This window comes from Halomonas terrestris, assembly GCF_049166755.1.
GTDB lineage: Bacteria > Pseudomonadota > Gammaproteobacteria > Pseudomonadales > Halomonadaceae > Halomonas.
Map to the genome: position 1 here is coordinate 17993 of NZ_JBMHFZ010000015.1, position 16548 is coordinate 34540.

General features: G+C 66.6%; 18 protein-coding genes. 3 read left to right on the forward strand and 15 right to left on the reverse strand.

The features are described 5' to 3' along the window. Positions 1-69: 69 nt before the first annotated feature. From atpA to argC, 15 genes are all read right to left on the reverse strand, one after another. Positions 70-1614 (reverse strand): F0F1 ATP synthase subunit alpha, encoded by a 1545-nt coding sequence (gene atpA, locus ACOMD9_RS14130; RefSeq protein ID WP_421416037.1) that lies wholly within the window; start codon positions 1612-1614, stop codon positions 70-72. A 16-nt stretch (positions 1615-1630) separates the two neighbouring features. After that, complete coding sequence (locus ACOMD9_RS14135; protein ID WP_421416039.1) at positions 1631-2167, reverse strand: F0F1 ATP synthase subunit delta; 537 nt, start codon at positions 2165-2167, stop codon at positions 1631-1633. A gap of 11 nt (positions 2168-2178) precedes the next feature. Continuing rightward, the gene (locus ACOMD9_RS14140) at positions 2179-2649 is read right to left on the reverse strand and encodes a F0F1 ATP synthase subunit B (protein ID WP_421416041.1); all 471 of its coding nucleotides are present in this window, start codon (positions 2647-2649) and stop codon (positions 2179-2181) included. A 72-nt stretch (positions 2650-2721) separates the two neighbouring features. After that, positions 2722-2949 carry a F0F1 ATP synthase subunit C gene (atpE, locus tag ACOMD9_RS14145; protein WP_089682691.1) on the reverse strand — a complete coding sequence of 76 codons (228 nt, stop codon included), beginning with the start codon at positions 2947-2949 and terminating at the stop codon, positions 2722-2724. 72 nt (positions 2950-3021) lie between these two features. Then, positions 3022-3849: a F0F1 ATP synthase subunit A gene (atpB, locus tag ACOMD9_RS14150; RefSeq protein ID WP_421416042.1), complete on the reverse strand. Its 828-nt coding sequence runs from the start codon at positions 3847-3849 to the stop codon at positions 3022-3024. Between the two features lie 17 nt (positions 3850-3866). Beyond that, positions 3867-4262 carry an ATP synthase subunit I gene (locus tag ACOMD9_RS14155; RefSeq protein ID WP_421416044.1) on the reverse strand — a complete coding sequence of 132 codons (396 nt, stop codon included), beginning with the start codon at positions 4260-4262 and terminating at the stop codon, positions 3867-3869. 185 nt (positions 4263-4447) lie between these two features. Further along, complete coding sequence (locus tag ACOMD9_RS14160; protein WP_421416045.1) at positions 4448-5362, reverse strand: ParB/RepB/Spo0J family partition protein; 915 nt, start codon at positions 5360-5362, stop codon at positions 4448-4450. 37 nt (positions 5363-5399) lie between these two features. Next, a complete protein-coding gene (locus ACOMD9_RS14165) occupies positions 5400-6170 on the reverse strand; it encodes a ParA family protein (protein ID WP_421416047.1) in 771 nt (256 codons plus the stop codon). 40 nt (positions 6171-6210) lie between these two features. Continuing rightward, on the reverse strand, positions 6211-6867 hold the full coding sequence (gene rsmG, locus ACOMD9_RS14170) for a 16S rRNA (guanine(527)-N(7))-methyltransferase RsmG (RefSeq protein ID WP_421416049.1): 657 nt from the start codon (positions 6865-6867) through the stop codon (positions 6211-6213). Then, positions 6864-8759, reverse strand: a complete 1896-nt coding sequence (mnmG, locus tag ACOMD9_RS14175; RefSeq protein WP_421416050.1) for a tRNA uridine-5-carboxymethylaminomethyl(34) synthesis enzyme MnmG — start codon at positions 8757-8759, stop codon at positions 6864-6866. Before mnmG ends, rsmG begins: the two co-directional genes overlap by 4 nt. A 560-nt stretch (positions 8760-9319) precedes the next feature. Continuing rightward, complete coding sequence (locus tag ACOMD9_RS14180) at positions 9320-10087, reverse strand: amino acid ABC transporter ATP-binding protein (protein WP_421416052.1); 768 nt, start codon at positions 10085-10087, stop codon at positions 9320-9322. Between the two features lie 16 nt (positions 10088-10103). Continuing rightward, on the reverse strand, positions 10104-10775 hold the full coding sequence (locus ACOMD9_RS14185) for an amino acid ABC transporter permease (RefSeq protein ID WP_421416054.1): 672 nt from the start codon (positions 10773-10775) through the stop codon (positions 10104-10106). A gap of 113 nt (positions 10776-10888) precedes the next feature. Further along, positions 10889-11614 carry a transporter substrate-binding domain-containing protein gene (locus ACOMD9_RS14190; protein WP_421416207.1) on the reverse strand — a complete coding sequence of 242 codons (726 nt, stop codon included), beginning with the start codon at positions 11612-11614 and terminating at the stop codon, positions 10889-10891. 155 nt (positions 11615-11769) lie between these two features. Further along, a complete protein-coding gene (gene erpA, locus ACOMD9_RS14195; RefSeq protein WP_421416057.1) occupies positions 11770-12123 on the reverse strand; it encodes an iron-sulfur cluster insertion protein ErpA in 354 nt (117 codons plus the stop codon). A 134-nt stretch (positions 12124-12257) separates the two neighbouring features. Next, positions 12258-13292 carry an N-acetyl-gamma-glutamyl-phosphate reductase gene (gene argC, locus ACOMD9_RS14200; RefSeq protein ID WP_421416059.1) on the reverse strand — a complete coding sequence of 345 codons (1035 nt, stop codon included), beginning with the start codon at positions 13290-13292 and terminating at the stop codon, positions 12258-12260. 159 nt (positions 13293-13451) lie between these two features. Between argC and ACOMD9_RS14205 the strand changes: the two genes are divergently transcribed. Genes ACOMD9_RS14205 through thiD form a run of 3 tightly spaced genes read left to right on the forward strand, consistent with a single transcriptional unit; the run spans position 13452 to position 16522 of the window. After that, entirely contained in the window at positions 13452-15230 is a 1779-nt protein-coding gene (locus ACOMD9_RS14205; RefSeq protein ID WP_421416210.1) for a chloride channel protein, read from the forward strand. A 9-nt stretch (positions 15231-15239) separates the two neighbouring features. Beyond that, complete coding sequence (gene hemJ / locus ACOMD9_RS14210; protein WP_421416061.1) at positions 15240-15671, forward strand: protoporphyrinogen oxidase HemJ; 432 nt, start codon at positions 15240-15242, stop codon at positions 15669-15671. Beyond that, positions 15671-16522 (forward strand): bifunctional hydroxymethylpyrimidine kinase/phosphomethylpyrimidine kinase, encoded by an 852-nt coding sequence (gene thiD / locus ACOMD9_RS14215; RefSeq protein WP_421416064.1) that lies wholly within the window; start codon positions 15671-15673, stop codon positions 16520-16522. The genes hemJ and thiD overlap by 1 nt, the downstream gene beginning before the upstream one ends. Positions 16523-16548: the final 26 nt, after the last annotated feature.

Genomic DNA, 16548 nt, shown 5'->3' on the forward strand with positions numbered 1-16548 from the left:
CGATCTACCCTTCGTTCGTGGCCCTCAGAAGATGTCCAGGGCCCGCCCTGGACGGGCGGGCCAGCGGCATTACCAGCTCTGAGTGGCCTTGAACTTCTCGAGACCCTCTTTCAGCCCCTGCTGGATCTCGTCGCTGTAGTCGCCGGACTGGTTGATCCTGTCGAGCAGCTCGGCATGCTCGGACTTCATGTAGTCGTGCAGGGCACGCTCGAAGTCCAGTACCTTGCTCACCTCGATGTCATCCAGGAAGCCTTCGTTGGCGGCGTACAGGGTCACCCCCATCTCGGCCACGGAGAGCGGCGAATACTGCTTCTGCTTCATCAGCTCGGTGACGCGCTGACCATGCTCGAGCTGCTTGCGGGTGGCCTCGTCCAGGTCGGAGGCGAACTGGGAGAAGGCCGCCAGCTCGCGGTACTGGGCCAGCGCCAGGCGCACGCCGCCGCCGAGCTTCTTGATGATCTTGGTCTGGGCCGAGCCGCCCACCCGCGATACCGACAGGCCGGCGTTGATGGCCGGACGGATGCCCGAGTTGAACAGGTCGGTCTCGAGGAAGATCTGGCCATCGGTGATCGAGATCACGTTGGTCGGCACGAACGCCGAGACGTCGCCGCCCTGGGTCTCGATGATCGGCAGCGCGGTGAGCGAGCCGGTCTTGCCCTTGACCTCGCCGTCGGTGAACTTCTCCACGTACTCGGCGTTGACGCGAGCGGCACGCTCGAGCAGGCGCGAGTGCAGGTAGAAGACGTCGCCCGGGTAGGCTTCACGGCCCGGCGGACGACGCAGCAGCAGCGACACCTGGCGGTAGGCCCAGGCCTGCTTGGTCAGGTCGTCGTAGACGATCAGGGCGTCTTCGCCGCGGTCGCGGAAGTACTCGCCCATGGTGCAGCCGGCGTAGGGGGCCAGGAACTGCATCGGGGCCGGGTCGGCGGCACCGGCGGCGACCACGATGGTGTGCTCCATGGCGCCGTGCTCTTCGAGCTTGCGCACCACGTTGGCGATGGTCGACTGCTTCTGGCCGATGGCGACGTAGATGCAGGTGACGCCCTTGCCCTTCTGGTTGATGATGGCGTCGACGGCGATGGCCGACTTGCCGATCTGGCGGTCGCCGATGATCAGCTCACGCTGGCCGCGACCGATCGGCACCATGGCGTCGATCGACTTGAGGCCGGTCTGGATCGGCTGGTCGACCGACTGGCGGGTGATGACGCCCGGGGCGACCTTCTCCACCGCGTCGGTCTGCTTGGCGTCGATGTCGCCCTTGCCGTCGATGGGGTTGCCCAGCGGATCGACGACACGGCCCACCAGTTCGGGGCCCACCGGCACCTCGAGGATACGACCGGTACACTGCGCGGTCATGCCCTCCTCGAGCTGCAGGTAGTCGCCCAGCACCACGGCACCCACGGAGTCGCGCTCGAGGTTGAGCACCATGCCGTAGATGCTGCCGGGGAATTCGATCATCTCGCCGAACATCGCGTCCTCGAGGCCGTGAATCTTCACGATGCCGTCGGAGACGCTGACGATGGTGCCCTGGTTACGGGCTTCGGATGCGACATCAAGCTTCTCGATCCGCTGCTTGATGATGTCGCTGATCTCGGAAGGATTCAGTTGCTGCATGCCATGTCCCTCAGACTCAGGCGGTAAGGGCTTCGGAGAGGCGGTTCAATCGACCGCGCACCGACCCGTCGATGACGGTATCGCCGGCGCGCAGGATCACGCCTCCGAGAAGCTTCGGATCCACCTGAGTGGTAATGGAGATTTCGCGATTCAGGCGCTTCTTGAGCGCACCGGCGAGCTTCTGCTGCTGTTTGTCGTCGAGCGCGAAGGCCGAGACCACGGTGACGTCGACGCGCTTGTCGTGATCGGCGCGCAGCCGCTCGAACTGCTCGGCGATGGCGGTCAGGGCCGACAGGCGCCCCTTCTCGCCCAGCGCCTCGAGGAACCGACGCGCCGCGTCATCGACGCCGACGTCCGCCACCTCGATGACCAGGGCCACCTTGCGCTCGGTGTTCAGCCTCGGGCTGGTGAGCAGCTTCTGGACGTCGTGGCTCGCCACGACCTGGCCCAGCTTCTCGAGCCACTCGGCCCAGTCATCCAGCACCTGGTGATCGCGCGCGTACTCGAATGCCGCCTTGGCATAGGGTCGAGCGACGGTAGACGTTTCCGCCATGGGTCACCTCCTCACAGTTCGGCGGCAAGCTTGTCGAGCAGCTTGCGATGCGCCTTCTCGTCGATGGAGGCCTCCAGGACACGCTCGGCACCCGAAACCGCGAGTGTCGACACCTGGGCACGGAGCTCGTCCTTGGCGCGATTGATTTCCTGCTCGATCTCGGCGCGGGCACTCGCCACCAGGCGCTCGCCCTCGGCACGGGCCTGTTCGCGGGCTTCCTCGATCATCTGGTTGGACCGCTTGTGGGCCTGCTCGAGGATCTGGGAGGCCTGCTCCTTGCTTTCGCGCAGGGTCTCGGAAGCCTGCTCCTGGGCACGCTCGAGGTCTCGGGTAGCACGGCTGGCCGCGTCGAGGCCATCGGCGATCTTCTTCTGGCGCTCATGAAGCGCATTGCTGATCGGCGGCCACACGTACTTAATGCTGAACCAGACAAAGATCGCGAAGGCGATCGTCTGCCCGATAAGCGTCATGTTGATATTCACAGGGATGTACCTCTGACAGTTTCGTGGCGACCGGAAACAAGCAAACCGAGCGCAGGGCGCTCGGTGCTGTCGTTAACCGGCGACGACGAAGATCAGGTACATCGCGATACCGACACCGATCATCGGCACGGCATCGAGCAGGCCGGCCATGATGAAGGTCTTGGTCTGCAGCTGGTCACCCAGTTCCGGCTGGCGCGCGGTGGACTCGAGCAGCTTGCCGCCCAGCAGGGCGAAGCCGATACCGGTGGCCAGAGCGCCCAGACCGATGATGATGGCAGCAGCAATGTAGACCATTTCCATGATAGTACTCCTGATTACGAGTTGATTTTCAAGGGGTTAAGGGTTGATTGAGTTGCAAGCGTTGCTCGGGTCTCAGTGGTGCTCGTGCGCGGCGCTCAGGTACACGATCGACAGCGTCGTGAAGATGAAGGCCTGCAGGGTGACCACCAGGATGTGGAAGATCGCCCAGGGCACGTCCAGCAGCCAGATGGCCCAGAAGGGCAGCAGGGCGATCAGGATGAAGATGACCTCACCGGCGAACATGTTGCCGAAAAGACGCAGGCCGAGACCCAGCGGCTTGACCAGCAGGCCGATGATTTCCAGTACCAGGTTGAAGGGGATCAGTGACCAGTGGTTGAAGGGCGTGAGGGAGAGTTCCCTGGCGAAGCCGCCGGCCCCCTTGACCTTGATACTGTAGTAGATGATCAGGAAGAAGACCCCGAGAGCCATGCCCAGGGTGGCATTGGGATCGGTGGTGGGCACGATCTTCATGTACTCGACGCCGAGGCGGGCGAAGAGCTCGGGAAAGTAGTCGACGGGAAGGATCTTGAGGCTGTTCATCAGCAGGATCCAGATGAACAGGGTCAGCGCCAGCGGCGCGATCACCGGGTTCTTGCCGTGAAAGGCGGAGCGGGTGAGGTTCTCGATGAACTCGATCACCATCTCGACACCGTTCTGCAGCCCGCCGGGGACGCCGGTGGTGGCCAGCTTGCCGGCCTTGCGGAACAGCCAGATGAACAGCAGCCCCATGGCGATGGACCAGCCCATGGTGTCCAGGTGGATCGCCCAGAAGCCCATCTCGGCCGCCTCGCTGGAGCTGCTGGCCAGCGACCAGCCGTTCTGCGGGTGATAGCCGAAGGTCAGGTTCTGTAGGTGGTGCTGGATGTAGTACGTCGCCGTGACTTCATTACCTGCTGCCATGCGGTGATTACCTCGGTTCAGGGGGTCGGCCTTTCACGCAGCAGCCAGGGAGCCAGCCAGTGCACGAAGAGTGCCGCCACATATGCGCTGAAGAAAAAAATCGGGTTTGAGGGGGGCGCTGTGATGAAGACCACCACGAACAGCGCCACCGTCAAACCGAACTTTCCCGCCTCGGCGCGGTAGAAATTCGACACGTAACGTCTTGCCTGCCGACCGCCTCGCACGCTGCCCAGCCGCCAGGTGAAATACAGCTGGGGGACCAGGCACACCAGGCCACCGGCGAGAGTCGAGATCAGGGCATCGACTCCCGATACCACGCTCGCCACCAGCGCCATGACCAGGACCACGAGCCCCTGGGCCACCAGCAGGCGGCGAAATGCCGGTCGCCGCCGGGCGGCAGAAGCTCTGTGCATGTTGCCGGTTCCGCTGCCGAACTGCGTGTCATGACGTGCCACACCCCAGGGTGCGGGCAAACCACCGCGGATTATAGGGAAGCCCCCCCCGGCCTTCAACCGACACGCCGCCGATTTCGCCTCTTCACCGCTCACTTTTCGACCAAAGGTGCAGAGATTGTCGACAGGCTGCCGACCCGCTCGACTCAGCGGATGTGCTCCAGAATGCCGTCGAGCTCGTCGAGGCTGGCGTAGCGGATCGTGACCCGTCCCTTGCCGCCGCGTCCGTGCTGGATCTTCACCGGCGCGCCGAGCAGCTCGCCCAGGCGCGTCTCGAGCCGCGCCACGTCCGGGCTGGCCGCCGGCTTCTCGGCCTTGCGCGGCTCGCCGGCGGCCATCCGCTTGACCAGCGCCTCGGTGTCGCGGACGGTGAGGTCCTTGTTGACCACCTCGTGGGCCGCCTTGCGCTGCCTGGCCCCGGAGAGCGCCAGCAGCGCCCGGGCGTGTCCCATGTCCAGGTCGCCGCGCTCGAGCAGGGTCTGGACCTCCGGGTCGAGAGAGAGCAGGCGCAGCAGGTTGGCCACCTGGGCGCGGGAGCGACCCACGGCATCGGCCGCCTGCTGCTGGGTCAGCTCGAACTCCTCGAGGAGACGCTTGAGGGCCAGCGCCTCCTCCACCGGGTTGAGATTCTCCCGCTGGATGTTCTCGATCAGTGCCAGTGCCAGTGCCACCTGATCGCTGACCTCGCGGATCACCGCGGGGATGACGTCCAGCTCCGCCAGCTGGGCGGCGCGCCAGCGACGTTCGCCGGCAATGATCTCGTAGCGATCCTCGCCGGTGGGGCGCACCACGATGGGCTGCATCACGCCCTGGGCGCGAATCGAGTCGGCCAGTTCCTCCAGCGCCTCGGGCTGGATATCGCGGCGCGGCTGGTACTTGCCCCGGGTGAGCTGGCCCAGCGGCAGGCGCTCCAGCCGCTCGCCGGCATCGGGGGCCTGCGCCACCTGGGGCTCCTCGTCCCCCTCGATGGCGACCTCGGGCAGATCCAGGCTCTCGCGGCGGCGGGCATTGGCACCGATCAGGGCATCCAGGCCACGCCCCAGGGCGCGTTTACGCGTCATCGACTTTCCCTCATCACAGCGAGTTACAAGGCTCGGACTACAGTGACAGCCGGCGGATCAGTTCCTTGGCCAGCACCCGGTGGGCCTGGCTGCCCCGCGAGAAGCGCGCGTACTTGGTCACCGGCAGACCGTGACTCGGCGCCTCGGCGACCCGCACGTTGCGCGGGATGGTGGTCTTGAGCAGGGCCTCGCCGAAGTAGTCACGCAACTGCTTGCTGACGTCCCGGGTGAGGCTGTTGCGCGAGTCGAACATGGTGCGCAGGATGCCGAAGATCTCGAGATCCCGGTTCACGCTGTCCTTGATCTGCTCGACGGTGTCGAGTAGCGCCGAGAGCCCCTCGAGGGCGTAGAACTCGCACTGCAGCGGAATCAGCACGCCATTGGCCGCGGTCAGGGCGTTGACGGTGAGCATGTTGAGCGACGGCGGACAGTCGATCAGCACCACGTCGTACTCGCCGGCCACGTCGGAGAGCGCCTCGACCAGGCAGCGCTCGCGACCCTCGTTGCGGTCGAGCAGTTCGACCTCGGCCGCGGTGAGGTCGCCATTGCCCGGCAGCAGGGCGAAGCCCGCCGCCGGACAGTCGAGGATCACCTCGGCTGAGCGCCGCTCACCCAGCAGGACGTCGAGCACGCTGCCGTCGAGCGAATGCTTGTCCACACCGCTGCCCATGGTGGCATGCCCCTGGGGATCGAGGTCGACCAGCAGCACACGACGGTCCAGGGCCGCCAGGCTGGCGGCGAGATTGACAGCGGTGGTGGTCTTGCCCACGCCGCCCTTCTGGTTGGTCAAGGCGATTATCTTGGTCACGAGCGACTTCCTTTTATCCGCGTCCATGGTGGGGGACGCCTCAGGGGCGGCCTGGGGTGGAACCTTGGCGCTCGAGGATCACGAGCCGACGGCTACCGCTCTCGAAGGGCACCGTCAGCTCGTGGCGCGCGATCGTCGCGACCCCCTCGGGCAGCCCGCCCAGCTCATCCTCCACCGCCGGCCCCTTCATGGCCAGCCACTGGCCCCCGGGGGCGAGCAGATGCCCGCTCAGCGCGACGAAGTCACCCAGGCTGGCGAAGGCCCGCGAGATGACCTGGTCGAAGTGGCCCTCGAATGCCTCGACCCGGGCCTGCACCGGTGTGACATTGGTCAGCCCCAATTCCAGCACGGCCTGGCGTTGAAAGCGTACCTTCTTGCCATTGCTGTCGAGCAGCGTGACCGCGAGTTCCGGCCTGAGGATCGCCAGCACCAGCCCCGGGAACCCCGGCCCGGACCCCACGTCAAGCAGCCGCGGGCCCGTGACGAAGGGCAGCACCGTGGCGCTGTCGAGCAGGTGTCGGGTCACCATCTCGTCGGGGGTGCGTACCGCGGTGAGGTTATAGGCGCGGTTCCACTTGTGCAACAGCGCCAGCAGGCCGATCAGGCGACGTCGCTGCTCGTCATCCACGCTGACGGACAGTGCCGCCAGGCCGCGAACGAGGCGGCTCTCGACCGCTGAATCCAGGACTGCCGTCATGCGCTGGCCACCCGACTGTCATCGAGGAGCCGTCGCTTCTTGAGGTGGATCAGCAGGATAGACACTGCCGCCGGGGTCACGCCGGAGATACGCGAGGCCTGGGCCAGTGTCTCGGGGCGAGCCTCGGCGAGCTTCTGGCGTATCTCGTGGGAGAGCCCCTCGACCCGGTCATAGTCGAGGTCGGCGGGCAGCGGCATGGCCTCGTGGCGCTTGAGCCGATCGATCTCGTCCTGCTGGCGATCGATGTAGCCCTGGTACTTGGCCTGGATCTGCACCTGCTCGGCGACCGTGTCGTCGGTCACCGGCTCGCCGACGAGTCCGGCCACGTCGCCGTAGCCGAGCTCGGGACGCCTGAGCAGGTCCATCAGGCTGTACTCCCGGGCGAGCGGCTTGTCGGTTTTCTCCTCCACCCGCGCGGCGGCCGGGCTTCCGGGCTGCACCCAGGTGGCCCTGAGCCGGGCACTCTCGGCCTCGATCGCCTCGCGCTTGTCGCTGAACGCCTCCCAGCGGGCGTCATCGACCAGGCCCAGCTCGCGACCGGTCTCGGTGAGGCGCAGGTCGGCGTTGTCCTCCCGCAGCAGCAGCCGGTACTCGGCCCGCGAGGTGAACATGCGGTAGGGCTCCTTCGTCCCCAGGGTGATCAGGTCGTCGACCAGCACGCCCAGGTAGGCTTCGTCGCGGCGCGGCCACCAGGCGTCGAGCCCACGAGCCCGGCGGGCGGCGTTGAGCCCGGCCAGCAGTCCCTGGGCGCCGGCCTCCTCGTAGCCGGTGGTGCCGTTGATCTGCCCGGCGAAGAACAGGTTGTGGATGAACCTGGTCTCCAGCGAGTGCTTCAGGTCCCGCGGGTCGAAGAAGTCGTACTCGATGGCGTAACCGGGCCGGGTGATATGGGCCTTCTCGAGGCCCTCGATCGAGCGGACCACCTGCAGCTGCACGTCGAAGGGCAGCGAGGTGGAGATGCCGTTGGGATAGAGCTCGTGGGTATCGAGGCCCTCGGGCTCGATGAACACCTGGTGGCTCGCCTTGTCGGCGAAGCGATGCACCTTGTCCTCGATGGACGGGCAGTAGCGCGGCCCGACGCCCTCGATCACCCCCGAGTACATGGGCGACCGGTCGAGGTTGGCGAGGATGAGCTCGTGGGTGCCCGGGTTGGTGTGGGCGATATGGCAGTTCACCTGACGCGGATGCATCTCGCGGCTGCCCAGGTAGGACATCACCGGCGTGGGCGTGTCGCCGGGCTGGGCCTCCAGCACCGAGAAATCGACGCTCTTGGCATCGATGCGCGGCGGGGTGCCGGTCTTCAGGCGGTCGACGCGAAACGGCAGGGCCCGCAGTCGCTGGGCCAGGGCGTTGGAGGGCGGGTCGCCGGCGCGACCGCCACGACTCCGGTCCAGCCCGATGTGGATGACCCCACCGAGGAAGGTCCCGGTGCACAGGACCACGGTCTCCCCCATGAAGCGGATGCCGGTCTCGGTGACCACACCGCGAACGGTGTCGCCATCGACAATCAGGTCACCGGCGGCCTGCTGGAACAGCGTCAGGTTGGGCTGGTTCTCGAGGAGACCGCGGATGGCGGCCTTGTAACGCACCCGGTCGGCCTGGGCGCGGGTGGCCCGCACCGCCGGCCCCTTGCGGGCGTTGAGCACGCGGAACTGGATTCCCCCGAGATCGGTGGCCAGCGCCATGGCACCGCCCAGGGCATCGATCTCCTTGACCAGATGGCTCTTGCCGATCCCGCCGATAGCGGGATTGCAGGACATCTGGCCGAGGGTCTCGATGTTGTGGGTCAGCAGCAGGGTCTGACAGCCCATGCGGGCGGAGGCCAGGGCGGCTTCGGTTCCCGCATGGCCGCCGCCGATGACGATCACGTCAAAGCGGTCGGGATACTCCAAGGTGCACCTCGTTTGGCGCCGCGGCGCCGATGTCGTTGATACCGGTGGTCGCTGGGTGGTCGGAAAGTGAGTCCGAATCAGCCCGGCAGTATAAACCCCCTGTGGGTAATCGTCAGGGTTTTCCACACCCGGGCCACCCAGCGACCATCCCGACCTTACTGCCAATCAGTTAAAACAGAATAAAAGAAAGAAGTTCTGTTGTGGTAGTTACTACTGGTGTGGACAAAATCCGGGGATAACCTGTTTTTCCCTATCTTTATCAACAGGATGCATTGTTGACCAAAAGCTGGACAAGGCGCCGGCAGGCTGCGGACAGGCGGTCGTCAGCCTGTGGATGGAATGGCGACTTGCCCACAGCGGGAGTCGAACACCGCTTGTCCACCGCGGGATACCCGGCTTGTGCCCGCGACTGTGAACAACCTCTCGCGGTCGCAGCAAAGCCGCCGATGACGGGGGCTGCAGGACAGTGGAGAAGGATTGTGAAGGAATTCTGTCCACAGGCGAAAAAAAGGCCCTGTCGATAGCGACAGGGCCCTCCAGGACGTCGGATCAGGCAGGATTCAGTGCTTGAGTACCCGTGACAGGAAGTGCTGGGTACGTGGATTCTGCGGGGTATCGAAGAGCTTCTCGGGTGACCCCTGTTCGACGATCTCGCCCTGGTGGATGAAGATGACGCGATCGGCCACCTCACGGGCGAATCCCATCTCGTGAGTGACGATGACCATGGTCATGCCCTCCTTGGCCAGCTCGCGCATGGCATCGAGGACCTCCCCGATCATCTCCGGGTCGAGCGCCGAGGTGGGCTCGTCGAACAGCATCAGGCGAGGCTCCATGGCCAGTGCCCGGGCCAGCGCCACGCGTTGCTGCTGGCCGCCGGAGAGCTGGCCGGGGTGCTTGGCGCTCTGGTCGGAGATGCCCACCCGCTCGAGCAGCCGTTCGGCGGTCTCGATGGCATCCGTCCGGCTCCAGCCGCGCACCTTCATCGGCGCCAGGATGACGTTGTCGAGCACGCTGAGGTGCGGGAAGAGGTTGAACTGCTGGAACACCATGCCAACCTCGGTGCGGATCCTCTGGAGTGCCCTGGCACTCTTGCCATTCGGCAGCAGTTCGTTGCCGTCGACCTCGATATGGCCCTGCTGGAACTCCTCGAGGCCATTGATGCAGCGGATCAGGGTCGACTTGCCGGAACCGCTGGCGCCGATCACCACGACCACCTCGCCGGGCTGGATCTCGAGGTCGATATCCTTTAGCACGTGCAGGCTGCCGAAGTGCTTGTTGACCTTCTCCATCAGCACGATGGCCTTGGATGTGGTGTTGCCTTGTGTCATGTACCGGAACTCCCCTTCATTGTCCGACCAGGCCCCGTCGCTCGAGCATGCGCAGCGCGATGGAGAGGCTCCAGGTGATGGCCAGGTACAGCAGGGCCACCATGAGGTAGACCTCGAGGGCGGTGAAGGTGGTGGCGATGTAGATCTGCCCCTGGCGGACCAGTTCGCCGACGCCGATCACCGAGAACAGCGAGGTGTCCTTGATGCTGATGATGCCCTGGTTCCCCAGCGGCGGGATCATGCGCCGGAAGGCCTGGGGCCAGATCACGTAGCGGAAGGCCTGGGTGCGGGAGAGCCCCAGTGACAGCGAGGCTTCACGCTGGCCGCGCTCGATGGACTGCACCCCGCCGCGCACCACCTCGGAGATATAGGCGCCGGAATTGACCGCGATGGCGGCGATGCCGGCCGTGAGGGCGTTGATGGGGCCGCCGAGGAGCTGTGGCAGGCCGTAGAAGATGAACAGCACCTGTACCAGGATGGGGGTGCCGCGGAAGACCTCGATGTAGAGGATCGCGGGAAAGCGCAGCCAGCGCACCGGGCTGATGCGCAGCAGGCCGAAGATGATGCCGATGATGAAGCCGATGGCCAGGCCGCCGAAGGAGATCAGCAGGGTCCAGGGAATGCCCGGCAACAGGTGGGGAATCGAGCGGAAGGCCGCCGCCCAGTCGAATTGAAAGGTCACTTCCACGAGGGATTCTCCGGAATGTCGGGGAGCCGGGAACGGCACGGGGCCGGGAGGTCATGCCGCCCGGCCCCGCTCGAGCCCCGCGCAGTGGCGGGGCGCTCAGGCCGTCTGGTCGATCAATCGTCGCTCGGCGCTTCACCGAACCACTTCTCGTAGAACTCGGCGTAGGTGCCGTCCTCGCGCATCTCGGCCAGTGCCTCGTTCACCGGCTCGACCCACTGACTGCCCTTGTGGAAGACGATGCCGTACTGCTGACCCTCGTAGAGCGGTCCCACCACCTTGGTGCGGCCCTCGCCACGGGTCTGCGAGAAGTAGGCGACGTTGGGGGCGTCATAGAAGGCGGCATCCACGTTGCGACCCAACAGGGCCATGTACATGTCGCTGTTGCCCGGATAGGGAGTGATATCGGCTCGATCGCCCAGCGTCTCCTCGAGGAAGTCGTAGCTGGTGGAGCCGATACGAGTGGCGATGGACATGCCCTCGAGATCCTCGATGGTCTCGACGCTGTCGTTGTCGGCACGCACGATGATGCGCAGGCCGGAGTCGTAGTAGGGGTCCGAGAAGTCGACGATCTCGGCGCGCTCCTCGGTGATGGTCACGCCGGCGATGGCGATCTCCTGGCTGCCGGTCTGGACGGCAGGGATGATCCCGGCAAACTCCATGGTGGTGAGGTCGATCTCGAAGCCGGCGCGTTCGGCAATCTCGTTGATCATGTCCATGTCGAAACCGATCATCTCGCCGGTATCGGGATCCATCATCTCGAAGGGAACGAAGCTCGGGTCGGTGACGACCTTGACGGTGGGCGTCTCGGCCATGGCGTTGCCGGCGAGGCCGAGACCCATGGCCAGGGTGGCGGCCAGTGCGGATTGCTTCAGCAGCGGTGAAGCGATGGAGGATCTGTTCATGAGGCTCCCCGTTCTTGGATCTGTTCTGGTGGGATTCGCCCTTTCAACCTTGGCGAGAATCCCCCAGAGCGTCAAGTCGGGGGGCCGGGGGCTCAGACCATGAAGGAGGCGCCGCAGCCGCAGGTGGTGGTGGCATTGGGGTTCTGGACCAGGAAACGGGCGCCGGCGAGGCCCTCCTCGAAGTCCACGGTGGAGCCGACCAGGTACTGGTAGGAGAGCGGGTCGACCACCAGGGCGACATCGCCGAAGGGGATCAGGGTGTCATCCTCGGCGACCTCATCGGCGAAGTCGAAACCGTACTGGAAGCCCGAGCAGCCGCCGCCGGTCACGTAGACCCGCAGTTTCAGCTCGGCGTTGTCCTCTTCCTCGATCAATGCCTTGAGACGCGCGCGGGCGCTGTCCGACAGCATCAAGGGGGTGGGGACGAAGGATTCGGCACCGCTCATGGAAGAGCTCCCTTAAGGGAAATGGAGTATTCGACCCGCCATTATCCCCAATCCCCAGCAAAAGGGTCAACTTTTGTGGGAGTGACCTCCTCTGCGACCTCCCCTTGGCGCCCTCAATGTTCGGGGGAGTGGGATCAGGGCATCAGCGCCGGGGCGGCGAGGCCGGCGTTCTCGGCGAAGCCGAACATCAGGTTGAGGTTCTGGACCGCCTGGCCGGAGGCCCCCTTGACCAGGTTGTCGATCACCGCGAGCACCACCACGGTGTCGCCGTCGCCGGGGCGGTGCACCGCCAGGCGACAGATGTTGGCGCCCTTGACGCTGCGCGTCTCGGGGTGGCTGCCGGCGGGCATCACGTCGACGAAGGGCTCGTTGGCGAAGCGCCGTTCGAACAGCACCTGGAGGTCGTCCGGCTCGGCGGTGAGCCGCCCGTAGAGGGTGGCGTGGATGCCGCGGATCATCGGCGTGAGGTGGGGCACGAAGGTCAGGCCGACCGGCTTCCCGGCGGCGTCGCCGAGCCCCTGGCGGATCTCCGGCAGGTGGCGGTGGCCGCCGGCGCCGTAGGCCTTCATCGACTCGCTGGCCTCGGCGAGCAGCGAGGGTACCTTGGCGCCGCGGCCGGCACCGGTGACGCCGGACTTGCAGTCGGCGATCACCCGGTCGACGTCGATCAGGCCGGCCTCGAGCAGCGGCAGCAGGCCGAGCTGCACGGCGGTGGGGTAGCAGCCGGGCACGGCGATCAGGCGCGCCGTCCGGATGCGTTCACGGTGCATCTCCGGCAGGCCGTAGACCGCCTCGTCGAGCAGCGCCGGGGCGCCGTGGGGCTGGCCGTACCACTCCGCCCACTCCTCGGCGTCGCGCAGGCGGAAGTCCGCCGAGAGGTCGATCACCCGGGTGCCCTTGTCGAGGAGCTCGCCGGCCAGGGCGTGGGCGACGCCGTGGGGCGTGGCGAAGAACACCGCATCGCAGGCGCCCAGGCGCTCGGTATCGGGCTCGCTGAAGGCCAGGTCATCGTAGTGGCCGCGCAGGCTGGGGTACATGTCACCCACGCGCATGCCCGCCTCGGATCGGGAAGTGATCGCCTCCACTTCGACCTCGGGGTGCTGGGCCAGCAGCCTGAGCAGTTCGACCCCGGTGTACCCGGTGCCGCCGACGATTCCGACCTTGATCACGATGTACTCCTTCCAGATGGCCTGACGAGCCTGTGGCCGCGGCGTGGACGCTGCGTCGAACGCACGCGCAGCCGGGACCTCCGATGACGCTTATGATACACAAGAGAGGGGGGGCCTACCCAGGCCGCCCTCCGGAACCGGATGAACAGGATCGTCGCCGTGCCGCGCTTCTCGCTCCCTGACCTCAGCCTGGAAGGCTTCCGCCGCCAGCTGGCCAATGTCGATGCCCTGCCCCAGCTGTGCGTGCTGGGTGTACTCTCGGGGCTGATCACCGGGGGCCTGATGGTGGGGTTCCGCCTGCTGCTCGATCTGGGGGCCCTGGGTTTCATGCCGGGGGGCGATTCCGAGGCCTTCGAGGGACTCTCCCGCGCGGTGCGTGCGGTCCTGCCGATGGTGGCGGTGGCCATCATCGGGCTGCTGCTGTGGCGCCAGCCGGCGGCGGCACGCAAGCTCGGCGTCGGCCATGTGATCGAGCGACTGACCTACCACCAGGGGCGCTTTCCGCTGCGCAACTGGCTCAACCAGTGGTGGGTCGGGGTGGTCTCGGTGCTCGGTGGGCTCTCCGCCGGCCGCGAGGGGCCGGCGATCCACCTGGGGGCGGCCGCCTCCAGCGGCCTGGGCCAGCAGCTGCGGCTCCCCCACAACAGCCTGAGGGTGCTGGTGGCCTGCGGCACGGCGGCGGGCATCTCGGCCTCCTTCAACACCCCCATCGCTGGTGTCATCTTCGCCATGGAAGTGGTGATGATGGAGTACACCATCGCCGGCTTCATGCCGGTGATCCTCGCCTCGACCATGGGGGCCGTGGTGGCGCAGCTGGTCTACGGCTCGGAACCGGCCTTCCAGGTCCCCACGGTGAGCCTGGGGTCGATGTTCAACCTGCCCTGGATCGTGATCTCCGCCCTGGTGATCGGGCTGCTGGCCGGCCTCTTCATCCATGTGGCGAAGAGCTCGCGGATCATCGACCTGCCCGTGTGGCTGCGGCTTGGGCTGGTGGCGGTGGCCACGGCGGGCGTGGCCTGGTGGTACCCGGAGGTGCAGGGCATCGGCTACGACAGCCTGGCGGCCTCGCTAAGCGGTGAGCTGGCCGTCGACGTGCTGCTGGCGCTGGTGGTGGCCAAGCTGCTGCTCACCGCGATCACCGTGGCCAGTGGCATTCCCATCGGTATCATCGGCCCGGTGCTGGTGGTGGGGGCCGCCGCCGGTGCCCTGGCCGGGCTGGCGGGGGGCTGGTTGTGGCCGGACAAGGCCGCCGACCCCGGGCTCTATGCGATGCTCGGCATGGCGGCGATGATGGGCGCGGTACTCCAGGCGCCGCTGGCGGCGCTGATGGCGCTGCTCGAACTGACCCACAACCCCAACATCATCCTGCCCGGCATGCTGGCCGTGGTGGTGTCGGGGCTCACGACCCGACAGCTGTGTCGCTGCGACGGGTTCTTCATCAGCGTCACCCGCCACGGCCTGCATCCGCTTCAGCAACCCTTGATGCAGGCCCTCTCCCGCGTCTCGGTACCCGCGGTGATGGAGCGCAGCCTGGTGCGGACGCCGCGCATGGTGACGCGCGACCAGGCCCAGGCCCTGCTCGAGTCCAATCCGGTCTGGGTGCTGATCGAGCGTTCCACCGATGACAAGCCGACCCTGGCCCTCAAGGCCGCCGACCTGGCACGCTGGCTGATGGGGCACAGCGTGCCGGACGGCGGGGAGCAGCATGAGGCGGGGGAACTCCTCGACCTGCTGGAGATCCCCGGCCTGCGCCTGGAGATGGCGCCGATCCACCTGCAGGCGACCCTCTCCGAGGCCTTCGCCCGGCTCAACGACCAGGCAGTGGACGCCCTCTACGTGGAGCACGGACACCGGCCGAAGCAGAAGCGGATTTCCGGTATCATCACCCGCGGCGCCATCGAGCGCTATTACCGTTTCGACCCATCATCGCCGTCCTGAGGAGTCCGAATGTACCTGTGGATCAAGGCCTTGCACCTGATCGCCATGGTGACCTGGTTCGCCGCCCTGTTCTACCTGCCGCGGCTCTATGTCTATCACGCCATGGCCCGCGACCGGGGCGAGCAGCAGGCCGTCGATCACTTCCTGGTGATGGAGCGCAAGCTCTACCGCGGCATCATGACGCCCTCGATGATCGTCGTGCTGCTGTTCGGCGGCGGGATGCTCTACCTGATGCCCTACTGGCTCGGCCAGGGTTGGATGCATGTCAAGCTGTTGCTGGTGGCGCTGCTGGTCGCCTACCACCACGTGTGTCTCGTCTACCTGAAGCAGTTCCGCGAGGGGCGCTGCACGAAGAGCCACGTGTTCTTCCGCTGGTTCAACGAGTTGCCGGTCATCGCGCTGCTGGTGATCGTGTTCCTCGCCGTGCTCAAGCCGTTCTGATGGTGGCCGCTTCCGACGTTTCACCCCATCTGCCGGTGGTACTGGTGCTGGCGGGCCATGATCCCACCGGGGGGGCCGGCCTGGTGGCCGACGCCGAGTCGGTCGCCGCCTGTGGCGGCTGGGCGCTGACCATCCCCACGGCGCTGACCGTGCAGGACTGCCGGGACGTGGCCCGAGTGCTGCCGGTGGATCCCGACGCCATCCGCTGCATGGCAGAGGCGCTCGACGGGTTCGAGATCGCCGCCATCAAGGTCGGGCTGGTACCGGACACGGCGGTCCTCGATGCGGTGACCGACATCGTGCGTCGCCATCCCGGGGTGCCGCTGGTGGTGGATCCCGTGCTCCGTGCAGGAGGCGGCAGCGAGTTATCCACAGCCGAGCTGGTGGACGCCTTCCGCGAGCGCCTGCTGCCCCTCGTGGATATCCTCACCCCCAATCGCCGGGAGCTGGTGCGGTTGTCAGCCGCTGTCGAGGACGATGATACCGAGCGGGCGGTGGAACTGATGACGCTGGGCTGCCAGGCGGTGCTGGTCACCGGTACCGATGACCCGGAGGGACGCGTACCGGCCGACCGGGTCGAGCATACCCTGCATGCACCGGATGTGAGTCGGCAGTGGTCCTGGCCGCGGCTCGACGGGAACTTCCATGGCTCCGGCTGTACCCTGGCCGCGGCACTGGCGGTGCGGCTGGCGGCCGGCGAGTCGCTGGTGACGGCCTGCGAGCAGGCCCAGGCGTTCACCTGGCAGGCGCTGGCCCACGGCTGGCGACCGGGCCGTGACCAGTCGCTGCCGCGGCGACTCTGGCAGCTGCCGGCGGCGCTGTCCCTCCCCGGCGACACCCCGCGCGGATGAGGGGCTGGCCATCGACGGCGTGAGCA

Excerpts from the sequence above, each read along its gene's own strand:
- atpA (WP_421416037.1), bottom strand. The coding sequence starts at position 1,614 with ATGCAGCAACTGAATCCTTCCGAGATCAGCGACATCATCAAGCAGCGG.
- ACOMD9_RS14135 (WP_421416039.1), bottom strand. The coding sequence starts at position 2,167 with ATGGCGGAAACGTCTACCGTCGCTCGACCCTATGCCAAGGCGGCATTC.
- atpE (WP_089682691.1), bottom strand. The coding sequence starts at position 2,949 with ATGGAAATGGTCTACATTGCTGCTGCCATCATCATCGGTCTGGGCGCT.
- atpB (WP_421416042.1), bottom strand. The coding sequence starts at position 3,849 with ATGGCAGCAGGTAATGAAGTCACGGCGACGTACTACATCCAGCACCAC.
- ACOMD9_RS14155 (WP_421416044.1), bottom strand. The coding sequence starts at position 4,262 with ATGCACAGAGCTTCTGCCGCCCGGCGGCGACCGGCATTTCGCCGCCTG.
- ACOMD9_RS14160 (WP_421416045.1), bottom strand. The coding sequence starts at position 5,362 with ATGACGCGTAAACGCGCCCTGGGGCGTGGCCTGGATGCCCTGATCGGT.
- rsmG (WP_421416049.1), bottom strand. The coding sequence starts at position 6,867 with ATGACGGCAGTCCTGGATTCAGCGGTCGAGAGCCGCCTCGTTCGCGGC.
- ACOMD9_RS14180 (WP_421416052.1), bottom strand. The coding sequence starts at position 10,087 with ATGACACAAGGCAACACCACATCCAAGGCCATCGTGCTGATGGAGAAG.
- ACOMD9_RS14190 (WP_421416207.1), bottom strand. The coding sequence starts at position 11,614 with ATGGGTCTCGGCCTCGCCGGCAACGCCATGGCCGAGACGCCCACCGTC.
- erpA (WP_421416057.1), bottom strand. The coding sequence starts at position 12,123 with ATGAGCGGTGCCGAATCCTTCGTCCCCACCCCCTTGATGCTGTCGGAC.
- hemJ (WP_421416061.1), top strand. The coding sequence starts at position 15,240 with ATGTACCTGTGGATCAAGGCCTTGCACCTGATCGCCATGGTGACCTGG.
- thiD (WP_421416064.1), top strand. The coding sequence starts at position 15,671 with ATGGTGGCCGCTTCCGACGTTTCACCCCATCTGCCGGTGGTACTGGTG.